The 25,075-nt window shown below is 31.2% G+C and carries 28 protein-coding genes and 2 pseudogenes; 23 read left to right on the forward strand and 7 right to left on the reverse strand.

Features of this window, described 5'->3' with window-relative positions:
- The 5 genes and pseudogenes from ACREV6_RS05005 to ACREV6_RS05025 form a co-directional block, all read left to right on the forward strand.
- Positions 1 to 308: pseudogene (locus tag ACREV6_RS05005) on the forward strand (hypothetical protein); the annotation flags it as partial.
- Between the two features lie 138 nt (positions 309 to 446).
- On the forward strand, positions 447 to 1,433 hold the full coding sequence (locus ACREV6_RS05010) for a hypothetical protein (protein WP_431576917.1): 987 nt from the start codon (positions 447 to 449) through the stop codon (positions 1,431 to 1,433).
- A 65-nt stretch (positions 1,434 to 1,498) separates the two neighbouring features.
- The gene (locus ACREV6_RS05015) at positions 1,499 to 2,179 is read left to right on the forward strand and encodes a hypothetical protein (protein WP_431576918.1); all 681 of its coding nucleotides are present in this window, start codon (positions 1,499 to 1,501) and stop codon (positions 2,177 to 2,179) included.
- Positions 2,180 to 2,368: 189 nt separating this feature from the next.
- On the forward strand, positions 2,369 to 2,632 hold the full coding sequence (locus ACREV6_RS05020) for a hypothetical protein (RefSeq protein WP_431576919.1): 264 nt from the start codon (positions 2,369 to 2,371) through the stop codon (positions 2,630 to 2,632).
- 261 nt (positions 2,633 to 2,893) lie between these two features.
- Positions 2,894 to 3,262: a hypothetical protein gene (locus ACREV6_RS05025; RefSeq protein ID WP_431576920.1), complete on the forward strand. Its 369-nt coding sequence runs from the start codon at positions 2,894 to 2,896 to the stop codon at positions 3,260 to 3,262.
- A gap of 63 nt (positions 3,263 to 3,325) precedes the next feature.
- Here ACREV6_RS05025 and ACREV6_RS05030 read toward each other — a convergent pair whose 3' ends face one another.
- A complete protein-coding gene (locus ACREV6_RS05030; protein WP_431576921.1) occupies positions 3,326 to 3,526 on the reverse strand; it encodes a helix-turn-helix domain-containing protein in 201 nt (66 codons plus the stop codon).
- Between the two features lie 119 nt (positions 3,527 to 3,645).
- On the opposite strand from ACREV6_RS05030, the gene ACREV6_RS05035 reads away from it, so the two are divergent.
- On the forward strand, positions 3,646 to 3,798 hold the full coding sequence (locus tag ACREV6_RS05035) for a ribbon-helix-helix domain-containing protein (protein ID WP_431576922.1): 153 nt from the start codon (positions 3,646 to 3,648) through the stop codon (positions 3,796 to 3,798).
- 403 nt (positions 3,799 to 4,201) lie between these two features.
- Here ACREV6_RS05035 and ACREV6_RS05040 read toward each other — a convergent pair whose 3' ends face one another.
- Positions 4,202 to 4,474 carry a helix-turn-helix domain-containing protein gene (locus ACREV6_RS05040; protein WP_431576923.1) on the reverse strand — a complete coding sequence of 91 codons (273 nt, stop codon included), beginning with the start codon at positions 4,472 to 4,474 and terminating at the stop codon, positions 4,202 to 4,204.
- Here ACREV6_RS05040 and ACREV6_RS05045 point away from each other — a divergent pair.
- The 5 genes and pseudogenes from ACREV6_RS05045 to ACREV6_RS05065 form a co-directional block, all read left to right on the forward strand.
- Positions 4,433 to 4,969 (forward strand): annotated as a pseudogene (locus ACREV6_RS05045) (FAD-dependent oxidoreductase); the annotation flags it as partial. The gene ACREV6_RS05040 and the pseudogene ACREV6_RS05045 overlap by 42 nt on opposite strands.
- A 341-nt stretch (positions 4,970 to 5,310) precedes the next feature.
- Complete coding sequence (locus tag ACREV6_RS05050) at positions 5,311 to 6,411, forward strand: Gfo/Idh/MocA family protein (RefSeq protein ID WP_431576924.1); 1,101 nt, start codon at positions 5,311 to 5,313, stop codon at positions 6,409 to 6,411.
- Positions 6,412 to 6,432: 21 nt separating this feature from the next.
- Positions 6,433 to 7,356 (forward strand): sugar phosphate isomerase/epimerase family protein, encoded by a 924-nt coding sequence (locus ACREV6_RS05055; protein WP_431576925.1) that lies wholly within the window; start codon positions 6,433 to 6,435, stop codon positions 7,354 to 7,356.
- Between the two features lie 21 nt (positions 7,357 to 7,377).
- Positions 7,378 to 8,406, forward strand: a complete 1,029-nt coding sequence (locus ACREV6_RS05060; RefSeq protein ID WP_431576926.1) for a Gfo/Idh/MocA family protein — start codon at positions 7,378 to 7,380, stop codon at positions 8,404 to 8,406.
- A gap of 97 nt (positions 8,407 to 8,503) precedes the next feature.
- Positions 8,504 to 9,352 carry an AraC family transcriptional regulator gene (locus ACREV6_RS05065; protein WP_431576927.1) on the forward strand — a complete coding sequence of 283 codons (849 nt, stop codon included), beginning with the start codon at positions 8,504 to 8,506 and terminating at the stop codon, positions 9,350 to 9,352.
- 60 nt (positions 9,353 to 9,412) lie between these two features.
- Here ACREV6_RS05065 and ACREV6_RS05070 read toward each other — a convergent pair whose 3' ends face one another.
- Positions 9,413 to 10,177, reverse strand: a complete 765-nt coding sequence (locus tag ACREV6_RS05070) for a YkgJ family cysteine cluster protein (RefSeq protein WP_431576928.1) — start codon at positions 10,175 to 10,177, stop codon at positions 9,413 to 9,415.
- Positions 10,178 to 10,403: 226 nt separating this feature from the next.
- Here ACREV6_RS05070 and ACREV6_RS05075 point away from each other — a divergent pair, with 226 nt between their 5' ends.
- Positions 10,404 to 10,826 (forward strand): putative ABC transporter permease, encoded by a 423-nt coding sequence (locus tag ACREV6_RS05075; RefSeq protein ID WP_431576929.1) that lies wholly within the window; start codon positions 10,404 to 10,406, stop codon positions 10,824 to 10,826.
- A gap of 74 nt (positions 10,827 to 10,900) precedes the next feature.
- Here ACREV6_RS05075 and ACREV6_RS05080 read toward each other — a convergent pair whose 3' ends face one another.
- From ACREV6_RS05080 to ACREV6_RS05090, 3 genes are all read right to left on the reverse strand, one after another.
- The gene (locus ACREV6_RS05080; protein WP_431576930.1) at positions 10,901 to 11,347 is read right to left on the reverse strand and encodes a MarR family winged helix-turn-helix transcriptional regulator; all 447 of its coding nucleotides are present in this window, start codon (positions 11,345 to 11,347) and stop codon (positions 10,901 to 10,903) included.
- Between the two features lie 125 nt (positions 11,348 to 11,472).
- Complete coding sequence (locus ACREV6_RS05085) at positions 11,473 to 12,018, reverse strand: glutathione peroxidase (protein WP_431576931.1); 546 nt, start codon at positions 12,016 to 12,018, stop codon at positions 11,473 to 11,475.
- 239 nt (positions 12,019 to 12,257) lie between these two features.
- Positions 12,258 to 15,209: an Ig-like domain-containing protein gene (locus tag ACREV6_RS05090; RefSeq protein ID WP_431576932.1), complete on the reverse strand. Its 2,952-nt coding sequence runs from the start codon at positions 15,207 to 15,209 to the stop codon at positions 12,258 to 12,260.
- A 284-nt stretch (positions 15,210 to 15,493) separates the two neighbouring features.
- On the opposite strand from ACREV6_RS05090, the gene ACREV6_RS05095 reads away from it, so the two are divergent.
- Entirely contained in the window at positions 15,494 to 15,985 is a 492-nt protein-coding gene (locus tag ACREV6_RS05095; protein ID WP_431576933.1) for a ferritin family protein, read from the forward strand.
- Between the two features lie 149 nt (positions 15,986 to 16,134).
- On the opposite strand, the gene ACREV6_RS05100 is transcribed toward ACREV6_RS05095, so the two are convergent.
- Positions 16,135 to 16,320, reverse strand: coding sequence for a hypothetical protein (locus ACREV6_RS05100; RefSeq protein ID WP_431576934.1), 186 nt, complete (start codon positions 16,318 to 16,320; stop codon positions 16,135 to 16,137).
- 480 nt (positions 16,321 to 16,800) lie between these two features.
- Between ACREV6_RS05100 and ACREV6_RS05105 the strand changes: the two genes are divergently transcribed.
- From ACREV6_RS05105 to coaBC, 10 genes are all read left to right on the forward strand, one after another.
- Positions 16,801 to 16,944 carry a hypothetical protein gene (locus tag ACREV6_RS05105; protein ID WP_431576935.1) on the forward strand — a complete coding sequence of 48 codons (144 nt, stop codon included), beginning with the start codon at positions 16,801 to 16,803 and terminating at the stop codon, positions 16,942 to 16,944.
- Positions 16,945 to 17,226: 282 nt separating this feature from the next.
- Positions 17,227 to 17,427, forward strand: a complete 201-nt coding sequence (locus ACREV6_RS05110) for a hypothetical protein (protein WP_431576936.1) — start codon at positions 17,227 to 17,229, stop codon at positions 17,425 to 17,427.
- 221 nt (positions 17,428 to 17,648) lie between these two features.
- Complete coding sequence (locus ACREV6_RS05115; RefSeq protein ID WP_431576937.1) at positions 17,649 to 18,644, forward strand: asparaginase; 996 nt, start codon at positions 17,649 to 17,651, stop codon at positions 18,642 to 18,644.
- A gap of 314 nt (positions 18,645 to 18,958) precedes the next feature.
- Complete coding sequence (locus tag ACREV6_RS05120) at positions 18,959 to 20,380, forward strand: NCS2 family permease (RefSeq protein ID WP_431576938.1); 1,422 nt, start codon at positions 18,959 to 18,961, stop codon at positions 20,378 to 20,380.
- Positions 20,381 to 20,529: 149 nt separating this feature from the next.
- Positions 20,530 to 21,684, forward strand: a complete 1,155-nt coding sequence (locus ACREV6_RS05125) for an aminotransferase class I/II-fold pyridoxal phosphate-dependent enzyme (RefSeq protein ID WP_431576939.1) — start codon at positions 20,530 to 20,532, stop codon at positions 21,682 to 21,684.
- Between the two features lie 208 nt (positions 21,685 to 21,892).
- Positions 21,893 to 22,771, forward strand: a complete 879-nt coding sequence (locus ACREV6_RS05130; protein WP_431576940.1) for a YicC/YloC family endoribonuclease — start codon at positions 21,893 to 21,895, stop codon at positions 22,769 to 22,771.
- Between the two features lie 13 nt (positions 22,772 to 22,784).
- Positions 22,785 to 23,057, forward strand: coding sequence for an extracellular matrix/biofilm regulator RemA (gene remA / locus ACREV6_RS05135; protein WP_124998964.1), 273 nt, complete (start codon positions 22,785 to 22,787; stop codon positions 23,055 to 23,057).
- Positions 23,057 to 23,668 carry a guanylate kinase gene (gene gmk, locus ACREV6_RS05140; RefSeq protein WP_431576941.1) on the forward strand — a complete coding sequence of 204 codons (612 nt, stop codon included), beginning with the start codon at positions 23,057 to 23,059 and terminating at the stop codon, positions 23,666 to 23,668. Before remA ends, gmk begins: the two co-directional genes overlap by 1 nt.
- Positions 23,661 to 23,879 (forward strand): DNA-directed RNA polymerase subunit omega, encoded by a 219-nt coding sequence (gene rpoZ / locus ACREV6_RS05145; protein WP_431576942.1) that lies wholly within the window; start codon positions 23,661 to 23,663, stop codon positions 23,877 to 23,879. Before gmk ends, rpoZ begins: the two co-directional genes overlap by 8 nt.
- A gap of 1 nt (position 23,880) precedes the next feature.
- Positions 23,881 to 25,071 carry a bifunctional phosphopantothenoylcysteine decarboxylase/phosphopantothenate--cysteine ligase CoaBC gene (gene coaBC / locus ACREV6_RS05150; protein WP_431576943.1) on the forward strand — a complete coding sequence of 397 codons (1,191 nt, stop codon included), beginning with the start codon at positions 23,881 to 23,883 and terminating at the stop codon, positions 25,069 to 25,071.
- The last annotated feature ends 4 nt before the right edge of the window (positions 25,072 to 25,075 follow it).

Below are 25,075 nucleotides of genomic sequence, written 5' to 3' on the forward strand. Positions count from 1 at the left end.
GTAAGTTGGTGGCTATGGATATTTGGAATATAGTTGAAGAACATTTTAGATTAAATGAAATTATTGGAGATACTGTCCAAGCTAAGATTACATTATTTGAAACTTTAATTAAGCAAAAGGTACCTGGGATCACAGATTTACAAATAGAAAATTTTAGACAGGCCATTGCTGGGGAAGTTAATAAAGATAAATCTTTAATTATAAAAGCCATAGAGCAACCAATAGAAGTTGTTGCACCTATTATAAAATACTTTGCACAGGATGGAGTTACAGAGCTTACACCAGTAACAAACATAGTAGCACAATAATTTTAAACCTCAGGGAGAAATCCTTGGGGTTATTTGCAGAAAATAAAAGGAAAATGAGGGTTTTTGTGGAACTTATACTTAAACTACTAAATTTTGAAACAGTAGTTTAAGTATAAGTTCAATTTAGGAGGATAATTAATGGAAACTAAAAGAATAAAAATCGCTAATTTTAACTGTACGTTTATTGCAAATAACCATATTAACCCAATGCTTATTTATTTTACAAAGATCATACTGCCAGCACTTACTGACCCGGAATTATTTAGACATGATATTAGAAGTAATACCAAATACTATATAGCGGATTTAAAACTAGTAGTCGATGAAGATGGTGAATTAATTTTAATAGGTAAACATTTTAAAAGGGTAATCCTTGAAATTAAACAAGATTACAATAATGCAGACGGTATCATACCAAAGGGAAATCTTGTTCCATCTGCGCCATTCTCAATGTTCGTAATAAAATTAAGTAATCATAGAATACTACATTTTACTGATCAAAAAGGTAGTCCGGATTTAAGAAGTTTAAGTACTACGATTAGGGTTCTCACAAGTGATTATTTAGGTAAAAAATTGAATCAATATTTAAAAATACTCAATGAAAGTGAATATGCTTATGAAGGTGTAAAGTACAACGATCTTGCAGAATTTAAAGAAAAATATTTTAAAAAAGAATTTCCTGAACCTAATTTAGATGTTGTTCCTATCCCATCGAAAGTTTTAATTGATGAACAGTTTAAGTCTGTATCTAAAATATCTTCTGTTACTTTCAAAATATTTAATTTGAACTCTGAGATTGACTATGAGCCCCATTACGATTCGCTACGAGAATTTATGGAGATTACACAGGGTAAATCAATTGTATCAGTATTGAACTCACCTAAAGATAAAGAAGAAATAAAAAAGGCTTTACATGATTCTAAAGGGAAGACTTATTATAAGGTGAAGGCAAAAGGAATAGAAAATGAGGATATAACCTTTGATTCAGAAACCATTGCTGAACAAATACCAATAAAAGTAAATGAAACTTTAGGAGTTGTAGATAAGGCTATGTACATATATAATAGTATTAAAAATAGAAGTGAAATAAAAGATATATCACCTGAAAATAAAAAAAATATATGATTTAAAATACAAAGAAATAGTCGAATTTGCAAAAGAGATTAAAATATTGAGGAAGTAGATATAATATGGCATTAAGTAATGATGCGTTTGATAAACTCAACAAAGAATTAGAAATAGAATCTAATTTTAACAAGGCTTTCATGAATTCATTTAAATACGATAATGTAAAAGGAAAACAAATAATTATATCTTTAGTAATGTTTTTTACTTTTACTATTATATCGTATCCTATTGCTAAGAGTGAAAATACAAGCCAATTTGTATTAGGAATTATAGATTTGGCGATAAATTTTTCAGTAGGCATTATAGGTTTTTCAATTACAGGGTTTGCATTATATGCAGCTTTGTTAGAAAATAAGAGTAAATATATACTTATACTAACTCAGGCCAAAGGAAAAAAAATTAATATGTATAAAAGTAACTTGTTAATATTTTTCAAATCATTTGGAATATTTATCATGATGCTTACATATGGCATATTTATGAAATATGGTATTATGCTATATAATACATCGCTAATTAATAAATTTTTATATAACTTTGCGTACCAAGATGTTCTAACTTCTATAGTGATCTCAGTAACTATAAATATTGTTTTAATGGGAGTATATACATTAAAAATATTTATATTTAATATATACAGTTCAATGTTAAGCATGGGAAAAGATGAATTGAATTATAAACGCATAGATGTCGATAAATATATTGAATTTTTAGAAAATAAGAAGAAATCAGATAAGGTTTAGCGACGTTGTTTTTTCGGTAATAATAAATATTTAGATGTAGTGTTACAACATAAGAACTAAAGGAAAATGTATTTATAAAATTAAGAATAGCTAGAAGCTCTGAGGAATGTCTTGGAGCTTTATTTTTTACATATTTTCCTACTTTACATTAGAACGTATGTTCTATATAATAACCTTAGAGGTGGTACCATGAAAGTTATAGCAAAGCCTATTGAAATGGTTGCTTGGACTGATACAAAGGGTAATATAAGTCCTGTAAGATTTAAAATTACTAATAAGGATGAAAGTAATTCTGTTGTTAAAATAGATAAAGTTATTTGTGTAGAGAAAGAAAAACTGGCGGGTAATAATATGCTAGTGTATAAGTGCCAGAGTGTAATTAACGGAGCTGATAAGCTATATGAGATAAAATATGAGTTGAATACCTGCAGATGGATGTTATTCAAGATTTAGAAGAAACAATAAAAAAAATTACAAATGGATCAAAATAAAAATACTGCACTCGGGTGAAGGCCCTTTGCAGTATCATAATAAGAGGATGGTATTTAAATTATAGACTATTTTGAAAATTTTATTCACTGTTTTAAGGGAGAAATTTTAACCTTCGGTTAGAGAAATCTAGCTTTAGGTCTTTTTTATTTATGTTAAGTTTTAGAGGAATATGAAAAGTTATGTTGAATTGTATATAATGACTAAAAATAGGGGGGCTTTTACATGAAAAAAGTAATAGGAATTTTAAGTATTGTTTTATTTACAATTATAACATTCCAATCTTGTGCGGTGGGGGTAGGAAACGCAATGCAAAGTAAAACAGAAGCAAGCGGGTCAGCGGGCTTTATGTTGGCTTTAGCATGGCTCATAGCAGGCATAATTTTGTTGTGTTCAAAGAAAAGCAAGGGTATGGTTATCACATCAATAGTGCTTTATGCACTTGCTGGGATTATAGGAATAGCCAATGTAGGTTCATTTAGTGATTTACAAATATGGGCAATAATTTCTTTTATATTTACAGGGTTATTAATATTCCACCTAATCAAAAACAAGCAATTATACGTTAGGCAACCTAAAAACGTTGCAGGATAACAATTAAAATAGATATACTAAAAAGGCACTGGTCAATGGAGTTCATCCACGATCTAGTGCCTTTTACTTATACTTTATTAATTTACTAGGGGCCACTTTCAAGTTCTTACTTATTTTTATCAATAAGCTTATTCTGATATCCCATTTGTTATTTTCTATTTCGCTTAAAAAGCTTCTACTTATTCCTACTTTTTCAGCTAATTCCTTTTGACTTAGATTTCTACAGTTTCTATATGCTTTAATCTTTAGTTTGTAATTATCCATAATTTTATTATATGAGTACGGTCATATCAATGTATACAGGTAAGTTATGGCAGGTGTAGTTACGTAACGAGTCTTGTTTGCACATTATGTTCTTTATATAATTTACTTGAGGTGATACTATGCTAATACATAGAGTTAGGTTTGGCAGCTCTTTAGTTAAGGAATTGGATGAAAAATTAAGAGAGCTATCAAAAGAAACAAGGATACCAATATCACGGTTAGTAGATGAAGCCATTGAAGACCTTTTGATAAAACATTCTGCCGAAAAGTAGGGTGTTTTATTCTTTTTTGTAATAATTTAGTGTGATATTGTCGAAAGTGTCGGGGCGCTCGACACTTTTTGGGGTTAAAATAAATGTATTAGCTAATTAAAAATTGTCTAATAGGCAACGGGGCTGTAACGCGTGGACTATGGTGTGCTTTCCATTTGTGCTTTTAGGATTTATAATAATAAGTGAAACAATTAACAATCATACATATGCGAACGTGTGTTTGCATTTTGTGAAATAACGTGATATTATATACCCATATAAGGCTAGATTTAACAAAGTTAGGCAGATAGACATGGAGGGGGATAAGACATGGAAAACAGGGGGAACAAGACAAGTGATAAAAAAACAAGGGTTATATTGAAAATAAAAATTAAAAATAGGAAACAGGTAGAGCTTCCTATTTTTAAAAGTGCTCAGCATCAATATTAAATGATTCACATATTTTTTTGAAATTTTCGTTGTTAGGCTTAAATCCTATCTCATATTTACATAGACTTGAATATCCTATAGAACATACATTAGCAAATTCACGTTGAGTATACCCATTGAGCATCCTTAGTTTATAAATCTTCTGAGCAGTAGTTTTTTCAGGAAGGCTAGAATAAGCCAATGAACTATCACTTTTAAGCGGTTCAAATATTTTTTTGAATGTTGCATTTTTGTTCACCTTGCACATGCAAAGCTTATGAGTTCGTATTATCCATTAGAAAAGCTAAGAAAAATTAAAGGACTTGAAAACGCAAAATATATAGATCCATATGCAGGGGGAAAGGGAAACTCCATAAGATACCTATCCGTAGCTCCAAGAACGGACAGTATGAAGGTTATAGGACTAGATAATCTGTTTTGCGCAGGTGAGAAGGCTGGATTATTTGTAGGTCATACAGAAGCTATTATAACGGGTGCTTTAGCAGGGCACAATTCAATAAGAAACTATTTAGGCATGCCTCTTTTGATGTTACCAAGGTCACTAGCCGTTGGAGATATAATAGCTTATGCAAATGAAAAAATAAATTCTAAAGAAGGAAGAACAAACAGATATACCTTTGCAGGAGCAGAGTATTTTAATAGAATGCAGGAACTTGGGCTTTATACTTTGGATATAGATAAGATAAAGGGAAAAGTAGAAAAATTAAATTTATCTAATATATTTAGTGAAAAACTTATATAGAGAAAGATTTGGAAAGGTCAGCTTAAAGTGGAGCGGACCTTTTCGCTTTTCTAAACCTTTATAATTGCTAGGTATTTTAAAATAAATAAGTTATGATGCTATGGATCTATTTTTATGTAAAAAGCAATATTTGAGAATAACTCCGCAATACATGGCGAGTAATAAATTTTTTTGTACTGTAAAATATGAAATGTAAACGTTAAATAAAAATTACATAGAGGAACTAGTTTTCTGTAACAGTTAGCTGCAGAAAAGCAGATTCTCAATTATTATATTTTGAAAGGAAGTGAAAACCTGATTTTCCTGTTATAACTATGGTGTAACTTGAAAGTCAGTATATTATGGAGAATACATGTAATGAGAAGAAGTTGAAAGTTGGAATAATAGGTTGCGGTGGTATTGCAAATAACAAACATATGCCGAGCCTCGCTAAAATATCACAGGTGGACATGGTAGCATTTTGTGATATTTCAAGAGAAAAAGCTGAAGATGCTGCAAAAAAATTTGGAAGGTCGGATGCAGTGGTTTATGAAGATTACAAGGAACTTTTGAAAGATAAAAGTATTGATGTTGTTCATGTATGTACACCCAATAGATCACATAGCGCGATTACTGTGGACGTACTAGAAGCTGGAAAGCATGTAATGTGCGAAAAGCCGATGGCTAAAACCGCTGCTGAGGCAAGAAAAATGCTAGAGGCCTGCGTGCGTACAGGGAAAAAGCTTACCATAGGATATCAAAATCGATTTAGAGGTGATTCGAGATATCTTCATGAAATTTGTAAAAATGGTGATTTGGGAGAAATATATTTTGCTAAAGCCCATGCTATAAGAAGACGTGCAGTTCCTACCTGGGGAGTATTTCTTAATGAATTTGAGCAAGGTGGAGGACCACTAATAGATATCGGAACCCATGCTCTTGACTTAACTTTGTGGATGTTAAATAATTATAAACCTAAATATGTAGTTGGGAATGTATATCATAAGCTTAGCAGTAAAGAAAATGCAGCTAATGCTTGGGGACCTTGGGACCCTAAAAAATTCACTGTAGAGGATTCAGCCTTTGGATTTATTACAATGGAAAATGGAGCAACTATAATTTTAGAATCAAGTTGGGCATTAAATAGTCTTGATGTAGGCGAAGCACAAACTACCCTTTGTGGAACAGAAGGCGGAGCAGATATGAAAGATGGTCTTCGGATAAACGGAGAAAATTTAAGTAGATTGTATGAAACCAAAGTAGATTTTAACGCAGGTGGGGTTGATTTTTATGAAGGAAGCTCAGAGGACCCAGCAGATATGGAAGCAAGAGCGTGGATTGATTGTATATTGAATGATAGTGAGCCTGTAGTGAAACCAGAACAAGCCTTAGTGGTTACTGAAATACTTGAAGCAATATATGAGTCTTCTAAAACAGGAAAGCCTGTTTATTTAAATAATTAAGAATATAAGGAGGTTGTTAATATGTATATAGGACTTTTAACAGGATGTCTTGGTGGTATTCCACTTAAAGAAAAAGCAAAGTGGGCAAGCGAGCATGGGTTTAAATCTTTAGAACTTGCTTGTTGGCCAAGAACTAATAGTCGCGATTATTCAGGAAGTGAAATAGATGTAGCTAATTTTACAAAAAAGGAAGCTGAGGAAATCAAAACATATTTTAATGAGTATGGACTTACTATATCTTCAATTGCTTATTATGATAATAATTTAGATAGAGACCTTACTACGAGAGTAAATATAAACAATCATTTTAAAAAATGTGTTGATGCTGCAGTACTTCTAGGGGTCACCGCAGTAGGAACTTTTGTAGGAAGAAATATAGATAAGTCCATTGAGGAGAACTTTGATGAATTTGAAGTAGTCTTCACGGATTTAGTAGGTTATGCAGAAAGTAAAGGTATAAAGGTTATAATTGAAAATTGTCCAATGATTGGTTGGCAGGAAAAAGGAGTCCCTGGAACTATTTCCTTTACTCCGGAGCTTTGGAGAGAGATGTTTAAAAGAGTTCCTAATAAAAACTTTGGATTAAATTATGACCCCTCTCATATGCATGCACTACTTATGGATTATATTACTCCTGTGAAGGAATTTAAGGACAGAATATTCCATGTACATGCAAAGGATACTGAAGTATTTAAGGAAAATTTAAAAATATATGGTGTGTTTAATAAGCAACTAAACATAAATCAGGAGGACTTTGGATATTGGAGATATAGAATGCCAGGACTTGGACAAGTGGACTGGAAAAGTCTTTTAGTGGAGTTAACTAAGGTAGGGTACGAAGGAGTAGTTAGTATTGAACATGAAGACCCCATTTATGAAGGCAGCTCAGAAAAGGTAAAGGAAGGTCTACAAATTGGAATAGATTATCTTCAAAAATTAATATAAAACTATTTAGGAGATGTTGAAATGAAGATATTTAAAGTAGGGATTATTGGATGTGGGAACATATTTCCCATGCATGCTCAATCTATAAATACATTGGATAATGCAAGGGTGGTTTGTGTATGTGACATAAAGGAAGATAGAGCAAAAGTAAAGGCAGAGCAATATGATTGTGCTTACTATACGGATTATAAAGAGATGCTTTTAAAGGCAGAGATAGATGTAGTGCATATATGTCTTCCTCACTATCTTCATGCAGAGGTTGCTATATACGCTGCAAAACATGGAAAACATGTGCTTACTGAAAAGCCTATGTCTATAAATCTCATAGACGCAGAAAATATGATTTTAGCTGCAAAGGATAATAAGGTTTCCCTGGGAGTTATATTTCAAAATAGATATAATCCTGGGTCGCAACTTATAAAAAATACTCTTGATTCTGGCGGACTTGGTAAAATACTATCGGGCAAGCTTGAGGTTACTTGGAACCGTTCAGATGAATATTACAGTCACAGTGATTGGAAAGGTACCTGGGAAAAAGAAGGTGGAGGAGTTATTATAGATCAAGCCATTCATACTATGGATCTAATGAGCTGGTTTGTAAACTGTGACATAGATTATATAGATGCCAGCATTAGTAATAGGGCCCATGAAATAATACAAGTAGAAGACTGCGCTGAAGGAATTATAAAGTATAAGAATGGAGTAGTTACAGCTTTTCACGCCATTAATTATTATACTTATGATGCTCCGGTAGAAATAGAACTTCACTGTGAAAATGGTATTGCAACTATGGTAGGGGATAGAGCTCATATTGTCTTTACGGATGGTAGGGAATTAATCGCAGATAGCAATCCACATGAAACTTTCGACTATGGTAATGGAGCAAAGGGATATTGGGGAATAAGTCATTCAAAACAAATAAAGAATTATTACCATGCTTTAAGGTTAGGTATCGAACCTGATATTAATGGGGAACAAGCAATAAAAACACAAAGAATCATATGTAGCATCTATGAATCTGGTAAAAAAAGAGTTAAAATAAAGCTGTAACAGGCAGAATAATAAATAGGCATACAAGGTTTTAAATTTGTATGTCTATTTTAATATACAAGTGTTGTCTGAATTAATGAAACTTCTGGAGGGTATTATGCAAGTTAGTTTAGAAAAAACAGTATTGGAACAAGATTTTCCGTTTAGATTGTTTTTCAATGATGGTAATACTAGTACACATCATCATTTTCATGAAGATATTGAAATTATATATCTTGTAGAAGGAAATCTTAAAGTAATGGTAAATAAGGATACCTATAACTTGGTATTTGGGGACATACTTATTATAGGTTCAGGAGAGATTCATTGTTTTTTTAAGGAAAAGGAAGCAAGTAGTAGAGCGGTGATACAATTTAGAATGTCAATATACGATAACTTTCTTTCGGGAACAAAGGATAATAGAACTATTAAACCAATGTTTATTCACTCTAAACTATTGTCTCATGGAAGTGAAGTTCATGCTTTAATGGAAAAGCAGATACAAGAGATTATTGAAGAGTACGGAAATAATAAAGAAGGCTATAAACTTATTTTAAAAGCAAGACTATATGACTTGGCAGTTATACTACTTAGGTATATGCCCAAAACAGTGTATTCACCAGAGGATGAGAGTAGACAAATGGAGAGGCTTAAGAAGCTTGATATGGTATTTGCACATGTAGAGAAAAATTATCAAAATCATATAGGTTTAGATGAGATTTCAAAGGTTGCAGGCTTTAGTAAATTTCATTTTACTAGGTTCTTTAAGGAAAATACTGGGATGACATTCTTGGAGTATTTAAACAATTTTAAAATAACTAAATCTGAGTGGTACCTTATGTATGATAGCAATTCTATTATAGAGGTTGCATATAAATCTGGGTTTAATAGCGTTAAAACTTTTAATAGGGTATTTAAAAATTTAAAGGGCTCGGCGCCTATGGAATACAGAAAAACTATAAAATAGCGTTGATATGTTAATATAAACGCTATTTATAAAAATTACTGTCTTAAATTTATGATAATCCTAAACAAACCAAGATAATATATGCTTGTACGAAAAATCCTCACCATAGGTTAGCTTGTTAAGTTTTATTATGGAATCTTTAACTTTAGTTAGGTAAGGTGAATAGTACTGATCAGTTTTATTTAAAGGGTTTTCGCAAAGGACTGACTCGTTAAAAACTAAATATTTTCTGCAGATAAAAGGTCTTACGGAATAAATACTGCAATTGTTATCGCCATCTAAAAAGGCACAAGGAATATTAGCATTTGCATATAATTTATAGTTTTCATTCATAAATCTACCTTTAACATGTACAAGTTGTGATAGCACATCTTTGTTTTGATTGATTTTACCCTTAAACTCAGCCAGTTTATCTGGAGAATAATGCTCATTCATATAATCTTTTATTAATTCATTTTCAAGTTGACTTGATAAAATTGGTAAAAAGCAGCAATGGTTACAGCCCTGTTTGCAAGAAGTAACTTTCGCTATAGGTTTTAAAGCATTATCAAGCTTTTCGTAAAGTCGCCCCAGCTTACGTATAGACTCCTTTGGAGATAATTCAGTATTTATTGGATCGATTCTAGCTTCAATAAATCCATTTAATTTTTGTATCGCCATGATAATTTCAGTTTGATCGTAAATAACTTGTCTTCCAGTATCAGGTAACAATAGCGATTCATAAATATGATTTTTTTTCATACAACAATTAGAAAAATTCACTCCGCTTCCGCATATACATAATTGATCTTTGGGAATTATTACTGCACTAGAATTAATTTGCATTTTAATCCTCTCCCTTTTTATTTACATTTAAATAAATACCTGCATATAATTTGTTCTTTTTTATATATTATTTATATTATATTACAATTTGTGTGGAAAGCCCACTGTTTTTAGGGGTGGGATGGATAACAATATCTTTTATTATAAATCTAATGATATATTTTTATTTTTATACTAATTAATAATTTAGCAGTATATTTTACAAGGTAATACGAACAATACATTTATGTGGAAAAGATTTATTATATATGGACTTTTAGGCCTCTTGGCAGAGGTTTTGTGGAATGGTTTTGGCGCAATGCTTATGGGTGATGTTTTACTCAGGGGCACTACCTGTATTTGGATGTTCCCTATATATGGGCTTGCTGTATTTCTTGAACCTGTGCATTATAGGATAAAACATCTTCCGCTTATAGCTCGGGGAGGTATATACATGGTTCTTATATTTGCAGTAGAATTAGTCTGCGGACTGCTGCTTAGGTCGGTTTTAGGTGTGTGCCCTTGGAACTATGCAAACAAAACATTATCAATAGGCGGAATAATTACATTGGATTATGCACCAGTATGGATTGTGGTTGGGATTATCTTTGAAAAGACCCATGATACTATAATACGCATTGAGAAGAGTATCAATTATGATGCTAAATGAGCAGATATTTAGAAATATAAAAAAATATACAGTGTGTTCGATGTAATAAATACATTAAACATACTGTATATTTTTTATTTGCTATTATAGCTAGGCGTTAAACTGAGCAATAGGGAAGTTATATTTTCCTTCAAAAGTTCTGCACTTTGAAGGGTAAGTCCTGTAGAGCAAAGAATTTTATTTGGGACTTCAATAGCAATTTTTTTGAGTTCAATACCCCTTTCAGTTAATTTAACATATACTTTTCTTTCATCTACAGTATCTCGAGTTCTATTTACTAGATTCATGCACTCTAATTTTTTTAATAGTGGCGTCAAGGTGCCAGAATCAAGATGCAATTTTTCTCCCATCTCTTTTACTGTTATATTATCTTTCTCCCATAATACTAAAAGAGAAATATATTGAGTATAGGTTATACCAAGTTTATCTAATAGGGGTTTATACAATTTTGTTATTTCACGGGAACAAGCATATAGAGCAAAGCATAATTGGTTATCTAATTTAAGTGCTTCATAGTTCACTTGGATCACTTCCTTTATGGTTTTAATTTTACATCGTTAAAATTAAAAAAATATGAACATAAAACATATATTATAACTTGAAAAATATGTTTTACGTCCATACTAGTAAAATTAATTAATGAATTTTATAATAAGTTTTGAATGTTTTCTTCAATATCCATTGGATCAATAGGAGACTCAAATCTTCCTACAACGTTACCTTGTCTATTTACCAAAAACTTAGTGAAATTCCATTTAACTGAATCACCTAACAAATATTCAGGAAATTTTTCTTGTAAAAATGCATGCAACATTTTACCACTTGGGTTATTCATATCAAAGCCCTTAAAGGGAGATTGCTCAGTTAAATATTTAAATAGTGGGTCTGCTTCTTTACCTCTAACTTCTACTTTTTCAGATAGTGGAAAAGTTACTCCAAAATTGATTTCACAAAAATTTTTAACCTCATCATTATTTGCAGGTTCTTGGTCTGCAAACTGATTAGATGGGAAACCTAATATTTCAAAGCCTTTAGCATTATATTTCTCATATAATTTTTGTAAATCTTTATATTGAGGGGTAAATCCGCATTTACTTGCAGTATTTACAATTAATAATACTTTGTCTTTGAATCCATCTAATGCTGCGTCCTCTCCATCGATAGTTTTAAATTTAAAGTCATAAATGTTCATAATTTAATAATCCTCCTTTATATGTTGTTTTCTTATATAAAAATATATATTTGGCTTAATTTAAATATGCAAAATTAAATTGAATGCAATCTTTCTATAAATTGACTATATCATGTTAATCATAAACTGTCAAGGATTTATTTTATGAAATGATAGATTTAAATTTTATATAAAAAAAATACACGGATTATTATAATAATCCGTATATTATTAAAAATCAATAAATAGTTACCATGTACTTAAAATGAGGGCTTTTGAACATTGATTTTATTTATCATAAAGCCTGATACATAATCAAATTCACGCCACTTTTGAACTAGAGCTTTTTCACCTAGGAAGGTTGATTCAATTGGTGAGCTTCTATCCACAAGAAGGCTAGAACTTGAATTGAATAAAAATATTCCATCAGCACCAGCTTTATATACTTCATAAGCTCGTAGCAAGTACTGTTGGACATTTAAATATACTTTATTATGTATATATAAACCTTGCTTTGCTAACTCTTCTTCTGCTTTTGTTATATCATGCCCACTAACATCTGCAGAAATAGCAATATACAATTTTACATTTGTATTTTTAACCATATCCACATAAGGTTTAATGTTGAAATACTCCTCGCTACGAACGCTTGAAGGTATTAATTTATCAATCAAACCTTCTTTAATCCAAGTATTAAGATCATAGCCATATTTAATAGGTTCATTGCAAGGTATTCTTATGGAAATGGTTTTATTCTTTGGTAGTTCGCGCCTTATATCTCGTAAAAATTCATTCATAATGCGTATCTTTTCCTCATTTGAACATTGTTCTCCGAAGATTGTAGGATACCTACAAAAATCTAATGTTATGCCGCCTACATTATTGAAAGAAGCTACTTCCATAAGTATATTTTTTATGTAAGATCTGACCTCTGGGTGGGAATAGTCTAAGTAATAATTCCCAGGTTGAGTATACTTATGATATTCATTATACATAGCACCATTTAAAAACCCGTTTGTTAATGGACTATAAAATGTATCCATTCTTAATGAAGCATTGACCTTCATTCCCTTCTCCTGGCCTCTATCAGCCACGATTTCTAAAGGTGATTTACCAGAACTTAAGATGTTTAATATTTGGGATTTTGCTAATTTATCACCATCTCTAAGTTGATCATCATATATTTCTAGACCTTCAAAAGCGTTGCCTGCATATTTACTATTATAAGTTAACATACCTGTAGTTCCTAAACACCAATTTAATTCTCCTACATTTTTATTAGTAAGGGTATCTACAGTTCTACTTTTAAGAGCTTCAATGTCAGGATATGCTCCATCAAAAAAACCAGAATATCCATCAATATCATATAGAAGTGTCTTTTTATTCTCCGGTTGTTTTTCATATATGGATACCTGTTCCTTAGTTAGACCTACTAGTTTGATATAAGCAATCCTTGCTTTTTGGGATGAGTTTGGGAAAATTTTAATTGAATTACTATTAAAGTTTGATATTATTGTAGATTTTTCATTAATAAACTGATCACCATACAACTCCTTAGATTCAAGAGAAATATCACCGTTTATTTGGAGCATGGAAGATCCATCTGTTTGACCTATTCTAAAGCTTTCAGTACCTGTAACATATCCTACATAAACCCTAAACCAGCCATTTAGTTTTACGGGCATATTTAGGGGAAGAGCATTTTCTACATTTTCAAGTATTGTTCCACTCTTATTGGAGTCATAATCTGTGTAAGTATCAAAGCCCCATCCTGAGTGTTGCGCATCATTTTGGTCGTTTGCCAGCATCTTATCCATTTTATCATATAAATATACTTTTCCTGGCTGGGAACTTATAGTTTGACCTGGCTCTAAATTAACGGTCTTAAGATTCATAGAAATACCTTTTGATATTTCCTCGATTTTCTTATCTCCCGCAATAACTGTAAGTACAAGCTTCATTTCTCCAGATTGGGTTATATTATTAAGTGTAAAACTGATATTTTTATTGTCTAGTGTCTTTGTGTCTTCTGCTACAATTTTATCGTTTTTGTATAAGCAACATTTGATTACATAATCCTTTTCCTTTATAAGCTTTTCATCCTCAATAGTCATAGATATGGAAGCTTTTACAGTTTGATTGTTTTCATCGGCTATTACAGCACAATCTTTTATTGATAAGGATTTAGTTATAGCAAAATTTTCAATATAGATTTTATTTATACCAGTAAGTGCATCAGTCATATCATTATATAAAACAACCATATCATTAAGACCATTACTTGCTAGTTGTGGATCTTTGAAGTTAGCTATATTAGTACCATCTAGTAATACGGAAATAGTGTTATTTCCGTTATTCTTAATAGACCATCTATGAATATTATTATCCTTTGGCAAATAAGCATCAACAGTTTGAAAAGAACCATCTCCTGATGCTTTATTCATCAAGTTTATTTTTATTTTGTTATCTGAGTCTTTGCTATTGAAACTTAAGCGGTATCTTTTATTATTAGCAATTATATCAATTGCTAAGCCTCGCCAGTTTGCATTTTTACTTGGAGTTTGTAAATCGGTCATTTTAGCATCAAATTCTATGTTAAAAGGACCAGCGCCTATTTCTACGTTTTTGCTTAGTTGTAAGATTGAGTTTGGTGAGCTATTATAAAATAAATATTGTTCATATGGAACATGACTATAATATTTATTACTCTCACTAGTATCTGCTATAAATGAGGTCTGTGTATTTTCAAGACTTTTACTCCAACCATTATCCAATAGGTTACTACAGTTATCATTAAAAATAACTTTAAGGTTTTCATTGTTTTCTACAAGTAGGTTTTTATTGGTTTTAAATTTCAGCTGCACCGGCTCCGAAAGTTTCATATTGTCTTTTGAATAAATATCTGCAGCAATTTTCAAGGTATATGTTTCTCCTAGTGTATATCCTTTTACTGGCGGCTTAATTAAAATTGATTTCATATCTTTTCCTAGTTCTAATTTTGTATTTATTAACTTCCCAGCACTATCTATTACAGTAATAGATTTCTGTGTTGCATCATCATATTTAACTTCTTTATTAAACTCAATATTCCAGACTTTATTTGCAGCAACTACTTGATCATTAGTTGATTCAAAGGCATATGAAGTATGTGCAGATAATAATAAAATACAAAATGATAATAAAATAAATGATTTTTTTAATAGTTTTTTCATCTCTTGTAATACCCCCCTAGTTATACTTTCTTTTACGTTCCCAATTATTTTAACACAATTGTTATAATTTTATAACAACATTGGAAAAATTTAATTTTATCTATATTTATTAGTAGGTGCATGATATTTTGTCTACATTAAATTAGTAAAACATAATTGTTGTATTATTTTTGAAAATATGATAAAATAATAAATAAATATTAATTATTAATAAATAACTAATATAAGTTGGCGTTGCAACATCAAAGATGATAATTTAATAGTATATAAAGGAGGAGATATTAGTGAACAATCAAGAGCTAATGATTGTAAAACAAGCAATTATAAACGAGATAGAAGGGTATGAATTTTATAATATGGCAGCGAGCAATACTAATTCTACTGAAGTGAAAAACGCTTTTTTGGAGCTTGCGCAGGAAGAAATGCAACATGTAGTTTGGTTAAAAGATTTGTATAATAAAGTTAAAGATGATAATATGGTGGATTTTCAATTGGCATTAATTCCAGAACCAACATCTCCAGCAATTTTTAAATGGGAGAATATTGATAGAAAGGATGCTAGCATTGCAGTATCTGTTTTTGGTATTGGAATACAAATGGAAAAAGCATCAATAGAGTACTATGTAAAGGCTGCTAAAGAGACGGGGATTAAAGAAGCAAAGGAACTATTTAATATTTTAATTAAATGGGAAAAAATTCATTTAGATAAATTTTCATCGCAGTATCAGGAGCTAAAAGAAGAATGGTGGTCAGAACAAGGTTATGCACCATTTTAACCACATTTAAGCACCACAGGCGATGATTTAATTATGGAAATAAGGTATCTATGTTTAATAATCATAGATACCTTATTTTTTTTATAATAAAATTAAAATTTTTATTTTTTAAATTGTTTTACTAAGCAAGGTTATAGAGTGAAAATCTGCTAAAAATAAATAAATATCATTTCATAACCATAGTAAAGTAATAACATAGCTAAAAAACCAACTAGAACCAAAAGGACTATAAGTTTATAATCGGCTTTTTTAGGCTTTGGAGTGAAAATATTAACAATGTTATTAAGTGGTTCATTAATTTCTTCATGGATTATTTCTTTTAAGTCATCATCCATTTAATACACCTCAATTACTTGTTTATATATATATATATTATCTACAGTCAAATTAATATTCCACAAATAAATAAATATTTTAATATAATGATAAAACCACCAATCTATTTAATAGAGCGGTGGTTTTGTATGGGGGGGATAGAAACAAACAAATAAAGGATTAATGCTATGAAAAGTTTAATTAATATTACTTTAGTATATACTATGGAGAATTTATAAAAAGGTTACTATATTTTATATTATTTACAAAATAAATAAGTGAAATTTTGCCAATACATGTTAAGGCATCACCTGCGCAACTGTTCATCATCTTCGATGCTACAGTATTAACGAAAACTAAATTATAGGTGTGTTTTCTAGGTATAATAATTCTTACAATGAGAGAAAATAATAAAGTGTTTAATAACAAATTTATTAAGGTGAAATATTCAGACTTGGTTTAAAAATAAAACCTAAATTAATTTGAAGGGAGTTTTAAAGATGCCTGATCATCAACATGTTGGAGGGAGCAAAAATAGTAATATTAATGTTAAACGGGACAATATTAGTAAACCTAAAAAAAGTAAAGGAGATAAAAAATCACCACCTTTGTATGAAAATTTCAATGGAAAAACTCTTGAATAGATAGTCAACTGGGAACTACCATAAGGGGATAGTGGTTTTCATCTAAAAATTTATAAGAGTGTAATAGCATTGCAGGGTATTCAAAATTCATTTAAAGGAGGGGAAACAATATGCAAAAGGGCAAAAAAAACGAATTAAATAGTCAAGAAGTTAATATTGGGACTAAAAGAACAGATGCTAGTGATAAGCAGAAAGAGCAGAAGAAGGAAAGAAGAAATTAAAATAAATTTTAACAATTAATATTAAGATGTACATCTGCATATATAAAAGGAGTGTGATTTGATGTCAAACAAAACTGAGCAGTTTATAAATGAAGGTTATAAGATAATGAAGTTTGAACGTGATATCGATAGTGTTAATGGACAAGAGATAGGGAAGATTGAAGTTAAGGCGTTAGATGGTCATAGAGAATATATAACCTTAGATGATAATGGTGCAGATGATATAGAAAGGAATTTATTTGAATATTTAAAAAATAAATAGATAGTATAGTAATACTGACATAATCATTATAATGGCAATGATGTAAATAAGATATGCTTGTAACATCAAGTATATCTTATTTTATTTTATTATCAGATACAAAGTTTTAAAATAAGAGATGTAATTGTTATAAATATATTGTAAAATAGAATATGTTTGTCCGAGAAAAACCCATAAAATATATTATTAATCTTAAGACTAAATATTAGGAGGAATTTTAAATGAAAAAAGTTGCGGTTATATTTAATGGCGGCACAATAGCTATGACGGTTGATCCAAGAATAAAGGCTGCAATTCCGACTCTAAGTGGAGAAGAAATAATGTCTATGGTTACTGGAATTGAAAATTATGCACAAATAGAATCATATACTTTTTCAAGCTTACCAGGCCCTCATGTGACACCCGAACTCATGATGGAACTATCTAAATATATACAAAGTTTTCTGCTTCGAGAGGATATCTGTGGAGTTGTAGTGACCCATGGTACAGATTCACTTGAGGAAACAGCCTATCTATTACACTTAACTATAGATAATCCAAAGCCCGTAATTGTTACAGGTTCAATGAGGAATAGTTCAGAACTTGGGTATGATGGACCAGCAAATTTATCAGCCTCTATTTGTACTGCTATTTCAGAGGAGGCACGCAATAGGGGAGTACTCGTGTGTTTAAATGATGAACTTAATTGTGCGGGTGAAGTCACTAAAGCTCATTCTATGCACCTAAATACTTTTCAGAGTCCAGAATTTGGTCCTATAGGGATTGTCGACAATAATGAAGCAATCTTCTATAGAGATAGTTTGAAAAAAGAACATATATTAACAGAAAAAATAGAAACTAGAGTAGATTTAATAAAAGCTTGTGCTGGAATGGATTCAAAATTAATTGATTTTTGTGTTCAGCAAGGTGCAAGAGGGCTTGTTATTGAAGCTATGGGAAGAGGGAATATTCCACCTAAAATGGCAGAAGGGGTAAAAATAGCTATAAAAAAGGGTGTGGCAGTAGTTATGGTATCTAGATGCTTCAAAGGAAGAGTATTAGATTCTTATGGGTATCCTGGTGGTGGAAAAGAACTTAGAAACGCTGGCGTGATTTTTGGAGATAGCCTTCCAGGGCAAAAGGCTAGAATTAAACTTATGCTTGCACTTGCTAGCACCACAAACTTAGAAGAAATTGAATGTATGTTTGAAAGAGGACGATATAAAAGCCGAATATAACAAGAAGATTAAATTTAAATATTCGTGATGACATTGACGAATATGTCTATTTTTGATATTATGTTTGTGAAAAGAAAATATCCACTACGGTTTTAAAGAAGCCCTAGTGGTTTTATTTTGTATTGCAAAAATAAACTAGATTTTCATACTTAACTAATCCAGCCAAAATTTTAGTGATTTTAAGATTCTTGAATATGGAAAAGTTTTAAGGTATTTATGATAATGTAAGAAAAATGGAGGGATTATTCTATAAACGGAAGATAAAATTGTAATCATTATCCAAGCTATAATGAAATACAGAATAGGGGATAAAAATGAAATCAATAAAAAACAAGGCCAATGATTCTATATTTGAAAAACTTTTCAAACTAAGAGAAAATAATACGTCAGTTAAAACAGAAATACTCGCGGGTATAACTACATTTATTACTATGGCATATATTATATTTGTAAACCCTAACATTCTCAAATTTGCTGGAATGAATCTACCTGGTATAAAGGGGGATGGGGCAGCAGCCTTTAATGCTCTAAATGATCCAGTTGTAGCATCAGTTTTTGCAGCTACATGTCTAGCAGCGGCAGTAGGTACTTTTGTAATGGCATTCTATGCTAATTTGCCATTTGCACAGGCGCCAGGCATGGGACTCAATGCATTTTTTACATATAGCGTATGTTTAACACTGGGATATACATGGCAACAAGCCCTAGCAGCAGTTCTTATATCTGGAATTTTATTTGTAATAATAACGCTTACCTCAATAAGAGAGAAAATAGTGGATGCCTTGCCACAAAATTTAAAACTTGCTATTTCAGGTGGTATTGGTCTGTTTATTGCACTTATAGGTTTTAAAAGTGGTGGTATCATAGTAGGGAGCAAAGAAACCTTAGTAACATTTGGTAACTTTACAACTCCAAGTGCAATAGTAACATTAATAGGTATAACTGTTACGGCAATACTTATGGCTAGAAAAGTAAAGGGTTCTATCCTATTTGGAATCGTCATAAGTGCAATAGTAGGGATTCCTTTTGGAATTACTAAACTCTCAGGAATTCAAGTATTTAGTGCGCCACCATCTCTTGCACCTACATTTATGAAATTTGACTTTGTAGGTCTTTTAGGAGCTGGTTCCGGTAAAGGATTATTTGCAGCGATAATGAGTGTAGTAATGGTTGTAATAACCTTTAGTTTAGTAGATTTGTTTGATACCATAGGAACCCTGGTAGGAACAGCAACAAAAGCTAACATGCTTGACGAAACAGGTAGAGTGAAAAATATGAAAAAGGCATTGATGTCAGATGCAGTAGCTACTACGGCAGGAGCATTCATGGGAACAAGTACTGTGGTAACCTATGTTGAATCCACGGCAGGAGTTGCAGAGGGCGGAAGAACAGGACTTACATCAGCCACAGTGGGAGTATTGTTTTTGTGCTCATTATTCTTTAGTGGACTTGTAGGAATAGTACCAGCTGAGGCTACTGCTCCAGCACTTGTAATAGTTGGGGTGCTTATGATGAGTTCAGTAACTAAAATAGATTTTGAAGATTTTACAGAAGCACTTCCTGCATTCTTTACTATAGCAATAATGCCTTTTAGCTATAGTATAGCAAATGGGATAGCAGCAGGGATTATTTTCTATCCAATAGTAAAAGTAGCAACAGGAAAGCGGAAGGAAGTAAGTCCCATAGTTTATATTTTAGCAGTCTTATTTATTATTAGATTTATCATATTACCTTAAGAGGTAATATATTTATACACTACTTATTGATAGATAAACAATTAAGAAGAGTTTAAAATATACTCTTCTTTTTTTTATAAATAAAAGTACTGTAACAAAGTTAGTGTCACCTGAATAACATAATAAAAAATTGTATAAAGGGTGATATTATGAAAATAAATAATAGACTATCCAATGTTAATGAATATCATTTTAAAAAAATTGAGGAAATGAAAAATGCAGCAATTCTCACCGGGAAAAAAATTATTGACCTCAGTATTGGAGATCCAGATTTAGAAGTTCATTCAAAAATTACCGATGCCCTAATATATGGATTGAAAGATTATAGGTATAATAATTATCCTCCTTATGATGGCATAATTGAACTTAAAAAAGCGGTTATGAAATACTACAAACAGGTTTATGATGTAAGTCTAGATTTGGATGAAGTAATAATTCTTATAGGCTCAAAAGAAGGTATAAGCAATATAATTCCAGCAGTATGTGATGTAGGAGATGGTGTAATAGTGCCAGAACCTGCGTACCCTGTTTATAACATTTGCTCTAAACTATGGGGCTGTATACCTTATACTGTACCTTTAACGCAAAGCAATGGATATATGCTAGATTTTAATACTATCCCTGAAGAGATAATTACTAATTGTAAACTTATTTTTATAAATTATCCCAATAATCCAACTGGTGCCGTAGCCAGTAGTGAGTTCTATAAGCGTATTATAAAGTTTTCTTATGATAATAATATTGTTTTATGCAATGATTCGGCATATAATGAGATAATTAAGGCGGATAAGAAAGCCATTAGTCTTATGCAGTATGATATAAAAAGGCAATGTGTGGAGTTTGGAACACTATCTAAAACATACAATATGACAGGATATAGAATAGGATATGCTGTTGGTAATGCTAAAGTAATAAATGCTCTTTTAAAGGTGAAAAGTAATTGTGATTCTGGGCAATTTATTCCGGTGCAAAAGGCTGCAATTGCTGCTCTTAATTTAGAACGAGATTATGTTTACAATATGAGAAAAGTATATGATGAAAGGCGAGAAGCTGCTAAAAGTGTTTTACTACAAAAAAACATTAATTTTTTCGATGCAGAGGGGACTTTTTATTTGTGGTGCAAAACACCTAAAAATTATACAACTAATGAGTTTTGTGAACAACTACTTACTAATAATGGAATTGTGGTTACGCCAGGGAATGCTTTTGGAAAACTTGGATATGATTATTTCCGTATAGCACTTACAAAAGATAAGTTTATTATAGAAGAAGCTTTAAAATCTCTAAATAAATGTGGTGATTAGTATTATTATTGGTATAATATAAGTTATATAGGAAATATTTTATTATAAGTGTATACTATTTTTAAAATACAATAAATTACAAAATTACAGTATTTTTTTAATAAAAATCCTGATAAAAGTGACAACTTATAATTTTAACTTGATATTGTAGTGATAGTTTATGTATAATTATAAGGGTTCACAATGAACATTGGAAGGATGCGTTGTTATGATTAGGAGTATGACTGGGTTTGGGAGAGGGAACTGCGAAAAAGATGGTAAAGACTTTACCATTGAGATTAAAAGTGTTAATCATAGATATTTCGAAACCAATATAAGAATGCCTAGAGTATTAATATCTTTTGAGGATAAAATCCGAAAAATAATTGGTGAAAAAGTAAAAAGAGGAAAACTTGATGTATTTGTAACTCAAGGCAATTATGATAAGGACGATGCTTTTGCTAATTTGAATGAAAAATTAGCTGAAAGTTATATGGAATGCTTTCGAGTTTTAAAAGATAAATATAATCTAGAAGGCGATATATCTGTTTCTCAAATAGCTAGATTACCTGAGGTAATAACTCTTAAACAAAAGGAAGAAGATATATCAGAAACCTTTGATGTGATTGAGCAATCATTAAAAGAAGCCCTTGAAGCTCTTCTTTTTATGCGAGAAAGAGAAGGAGAAAAATTACTAGAGGATGTTATAATTAAATGTGATTTAATTAATGTGTTAGTCCAAAAGGTTAAGGAAAGATCGCCTTTTGTTTTTGATGAGTATAAAGCAAAACTAACCCAAAGACTAAATGCTCTAAATAAGGAAGTTGAATTTGATGAGAATAGAGTTGCCATGGAAGTTGCAATTTTTGTGGATAAAGCTGGAATTGATGAAGAAATTGTAAGATTAAATAGTCATATACAGCAAATGAGAGAAACGCTAATTTTAGATGAACCAATTGGAAGAAAACTTGACTTTATTATTCAAGAAATGAACAGAGAAACTAATACAATAGCATCAAAAGCTAATGATTTAGAAATTTTAAATACAGTAATTAATATGAAAAGCGAAATAGAAAAAATCAGAGAACAAATACAAAACATAGAATAACAGGAGGCGCGCAATGAGTATAAAATTGATAAACATAGGTTTTGGGAACATTGTATCAGCAAATAGATTGGTAGCCATAGTTAGCCCTGAATCAGCACCAATTAAAAGAATAATTCAAGAAGCAAGAGATAGAGGCATGCTAATTGATGCTACTTATGGAAGAAGAACCAGAGCAGTTATTATCACTGATAGTGATCATGTTATTTTATCAGCTGTTCAACCTGAAACTGTTGCACACCGGTTATCTGTTAAAGATGAGGAACATATAGATGAGGTCGAGGAATAATGATGAGTAAAGGGCAGCTCATTGTTATTTCAGGACCTTCCGGTGCTGGTAAAGGAACTGTATGCAAGGCAATTCTTGAAAAAAACAATTTCTGGGTTTCTGTGTCTGCTACCACAAGAAGTCCAAGAAATGATGAAATAGAAGGCATAAACTACTATTTCACAACCAAAGAAAAATTTCTGCAAAAAATCGAGAAAGATGATTTTCTTGAATATGCAGAAGTTTATGGGAATTATTATGGAACACCTAAATCTGAAGTTTTAAAAGTATTAGATAGCGGTAGAGATGTAATACTTGAAATAGATATTCAAGGTGCTCTTAAGGTAAAAACAGCTTATCCAAATGGTTTATTTATTTTTATTCTTCCTCCATCCATGGAGGAATTAAAAAATAGAATTACAAATAGGGGCAGTGAAACCCCAGAATCTTTAATTACTAGATTTACATCAGCTCATAAAGAAATTAGTTTTGTATCAAAATATGATTATGCAGTTGTAAATGACACTGTAAATAGTGCCTGCGAGAAAATTCAAAGCATTATAATTGCGGAAAGATGTAGAGTAGATAGAATGAATGGAGATTTTCTAAAGGAGGAAATTATTAATGAATAATTCAATGATTAACCCATCAATAGTAAATTTATTAGAAAGAGTTGACAACAGGTATTCTTTAGTTGTAGCAACATCAAAAAGGGCAAGACAAATAATAGAGGGTCAAAGTCCACTTGTACATGTGGATTCAACGAAACCAGTTACTATAGCTATACATGAGATTTATGAAGGAGCTATTGTAGCTATTACAACACAAGAAGGAATAAAATAGTATGGAAAATGCAAAAACAGTAGTTATTGGTGTAACAGGTGGAATAGCAGTATATAAGGCTTTAGATGTTATTAGTAGATTAAGAAAAGAAAATGTTTGCGTACATGTTATCATGACTAAAGCAGCGTTGGAATTTGTAAATCCTATAAGTTTTCAAACACTAAGTCAAAACATGGTGATTCATGATATGTTTGAAGAGCCTAAAGCCTGGGAGATACAACATATATCTCTTGCTAAAAAAGCTGATTTGCTGGTTGTAGTTCCAGCAACTGCCAATATAATTGGTAAAGTTGCAAATGGAATTGCAGACGATATGCTTACTACTACTATTATGGCAACATTGGCGCCAGTAATTTTTGCACCAGCAATGAATGTGAATATGTATAATAATCCCATATTGCAGGACAACATTAAAAAGCTCGAGGACTATGGGTATGATTTTATAATGCCAACCACAGGAAGACTTGCCTGTGGTGATATAGGACAAGGGAAATTGGCGGGAACCGAAGAAATTGTTGAAATAATAATGAGTAATTTGTATCCAATAAAAGATATGCTGGGAACTAGGGTTTTGGTCACAGCAGGGCCTACAATTGCACCTATTGATCCTGTAAGATTTATAACAAATAGATCCACAGGTAAAATGGGATATGCAATTGCCAGGGAAGCTGTAGATAGAGGAGCAAGTGTAACTTTAATATCTGGGCCATCTTATGAAAAAGTACCTTTTGGCGTAAAGGTCATAAGGATAAATACTAATGAAGAGATGAGGGCAGCTGCAATAAGCCATTATGAAGATAGTGATATAGTTATAAGTGCAGCAGCTGTAGCTGACTATAAACCTAAATTTTACAGTAGCAGTAAAATAAAGAAAAGTGAAGATGGATTAAGCATAGAATTTGTACGTGATAATGATATTTTGGAAGAATTAGGATTAAACAAGAAGGAGCAAATATTGGTAGGTTTTGCAGCTGAAAGTAATGATTTACTCCAAAATGCAAAAGCAAAGCTTTTAAAGAAAAATTTAGATTACATAGTTGCCAATGATATATCAGCATCGGATGTTGGGTTTGGAACTGATGATAATAGAGTAGTTATACTAAGTAAAGATAACAGTCCAATAGCATTAGACAAAATGGCAAAAAAACAAGTCGCTAGGGAATTGTTTAGTTTAATAAATAAAAAGCGCTAATGCG

It is taken from the genome of Clostridium sp. (assembly GCF_050717515.1).
GTDB lineage: Bacteria > Bacillota > Clostridia > Clostridiales > Clostridiaceae > Clostridium_AD.

What these genes read in the sequence shown, in the direction of transcription:
- ACREV6_RS05010 (WP_431576917.1), top strand. Translation starts at nt 447, where the DNA reads ATGGAAACTAAAAGAATAAAAATCGCTAATTTTAACTGTACGTTTATT.
- ACREV6_RS05015 (WP_431576918.1), top strand. Translation starts at nt 1,499, where the DNA reads ATGGCATTAAGTAATGATGCGTTTGATAAACTCAACAAAGAATTAGAA.
- ACREV6_RS05020 (WP_431576919.1), top strand. Translation starts at nt 2,369, where the DNA reads ATGAAAGTTATAGCAAAGCCTATTGAAATGGTTGCTTGGACTGATACA.
- ACREV6_RS05025 (WP_431576920.1), top strand. Translation starts at nt 2,894, where the DNA reads ATGAAAAAAGTAATAGGAATTTTAAGTATTGTTTTATTTACAATTATA.
- ACREV6_RS05030 (WP_431576921.1), bottom strand. Translation starts at nt 3,526, where the DNA reads ATGGATAATTACAAACTAAAGATTAAAGCATATAGAAACTGTAGAAAT.
- ACREV6_RS05035 (WP_431576922.1), top strand. Translation starts at nt 3,646, where the DNA reads ATGCTAATACATAGAGTTAGGTTTGGCAGCTCTTTAGTTAAGGAATTG.
- ACREV6_RS05040 (WP_431576923.1), bottom strand. Translation starts at nt 4,474, where the DNA reads ATGTGCAAGGTGAACAAAAATGCAACATTCAAAAAAATATTTGAACCG.
- ACREV6_RS05050 (WP_431576924.1), top strand. Translation starts at nt 5,311, where the DNA reads ATGGAGAATACATGTAATGAGAAGAAGTTGAAAGTTGGAATAATAGGT.
- ACREV6_RS05055 (WP_431576925.1), top strand. Translation starts at nt 6,433, where the DNA reads ATGTATATAGGACTTTTAACAGGATGTCTTGGTGGTATTCCACTTAAA.
- ACREV6_RS05060 (WP_431576926.1), top strand. Translation starts at nt 7,378, where the DNA reads ATGAAGATATTTAAAGTAGGGATTATTGGATGTGGGAACATATTTCCC.
- ACREV6_RS05065 (WP_431576927.1), top strand. Translation starts at nt 8,504, where the DNA reads ATGCAAGTTAGTTTAGAAAAAACAGTATTGGAACAAGATTTTCCGTTT.
- ACREV6_RS05070 (WP_431576928.1), bottom strand. Translation starts at nt 10,177, where the DNA reads ATGCAAATTAATTCTAGTGCAGTAATAATTCCCAAAGATCAATTATGT.
- ACREV6_RS05075 (WP_431576929.1), top strand. Translation starts at nt 10,404, where the DNA reads ATGTGGAAAAGATTTATTATATATGGACTTTTAGGCCTCTTGGCAGAG.
- ACREV6_RS05085 (WP_431576931.1), bottom strand. Translation starts at nt 12,018, where the DNA reads ATGAACATTTATGACTTTAAATTTAAAACTATCGATGGAGAGGACGCA.
- ACREV6_RS05090 (WP_431576932.1), bottom strand. Translation starts at nt 15,209, where the DNA reads ATGAAAAAACTATTAAAAAAATCATTTATTTTATTATCATTTTGTATT.
- ACREV6_RS05100 (WP_431576934.1), bottom strand. Translation starts at nt 16,320, where the DNA reads ATGGATGATGACTTAAAAGAAATAATCCATGAAGAAATTAATGAACCA.
- ACREV6_RS05105 (WP_431576935.1), top strand. Translation starts at nt 16,801, where the DNA reads ATGCCTGATCATCAACATGTTGGAGGGAGCAAAAATAGTAATATTAAT.
- ACREV6_RS05110 (WP_431576936.1), top strand. Translation starts at nt 17,227, where the DNA reads ATGTCAAACAAAACTGAGCAGTTTATAAATGAAGGTTATAAGATAATG.
- ACREV6_RS05115 (WP_431576937.1), top strand. Translation starts at nt 17,649, where the DNA reads ATGAAAAAAGTTGCGGTTATATTTAATGGCGGCACAATAGCTATGACG.
- ACREV6_RS05120 (WP_431576938.1), top strand. Translation starts at nt 18,959, where the DNA reads ATGAAATCAATAAAAAACAAGGCCAATGATTCTATATTTGAAAAACTT.
- ACREV6_RS05125 (WP_431576939.1), top strand. Translation starts at nt 20,530, where the DNA reads ATGAAAATAAATAATAGACTATCCAATGTTAATGAATATCATTTTAAA.
- ACREV6_RS05130 (WP_431576940.1), top strand. Translation starts at nt 21,893, where the DNA reads ATGATTAGGAGTATGACTGGGTTTGGGAGAGGGAACTGCGAAAAAGAT.
- remA (WP_124998964.1), top strand. Translation starts at nt 22,785, where the DNA reads ATGAGTATAAAATTGATAAACATAGGTTTTGGGAACATTGTATCAGCA.
- gmk (WP_431576941.1), top strand. Translation starts at nt 23,057, where the DNA reads ATGATGAGTAAAGGGCAGCTCATTGTTATTTCAGGACCTTCCGGTGCT.
- rpoZ (WP_431576942.1), top strand. Translation starts at nt 23,661, where the DNA reads ATGAATAATTCAATGATTAACCCATCAATAGTAAATTTATTAGAAAGA.
- coaBC (WP_431576943.1), top strand. Translation starts at nt 23,881, where the DNA reads ATGGAAAATGCAAAAACAGTAGTTATTGGTGTAACAGGTGGAATAGCA.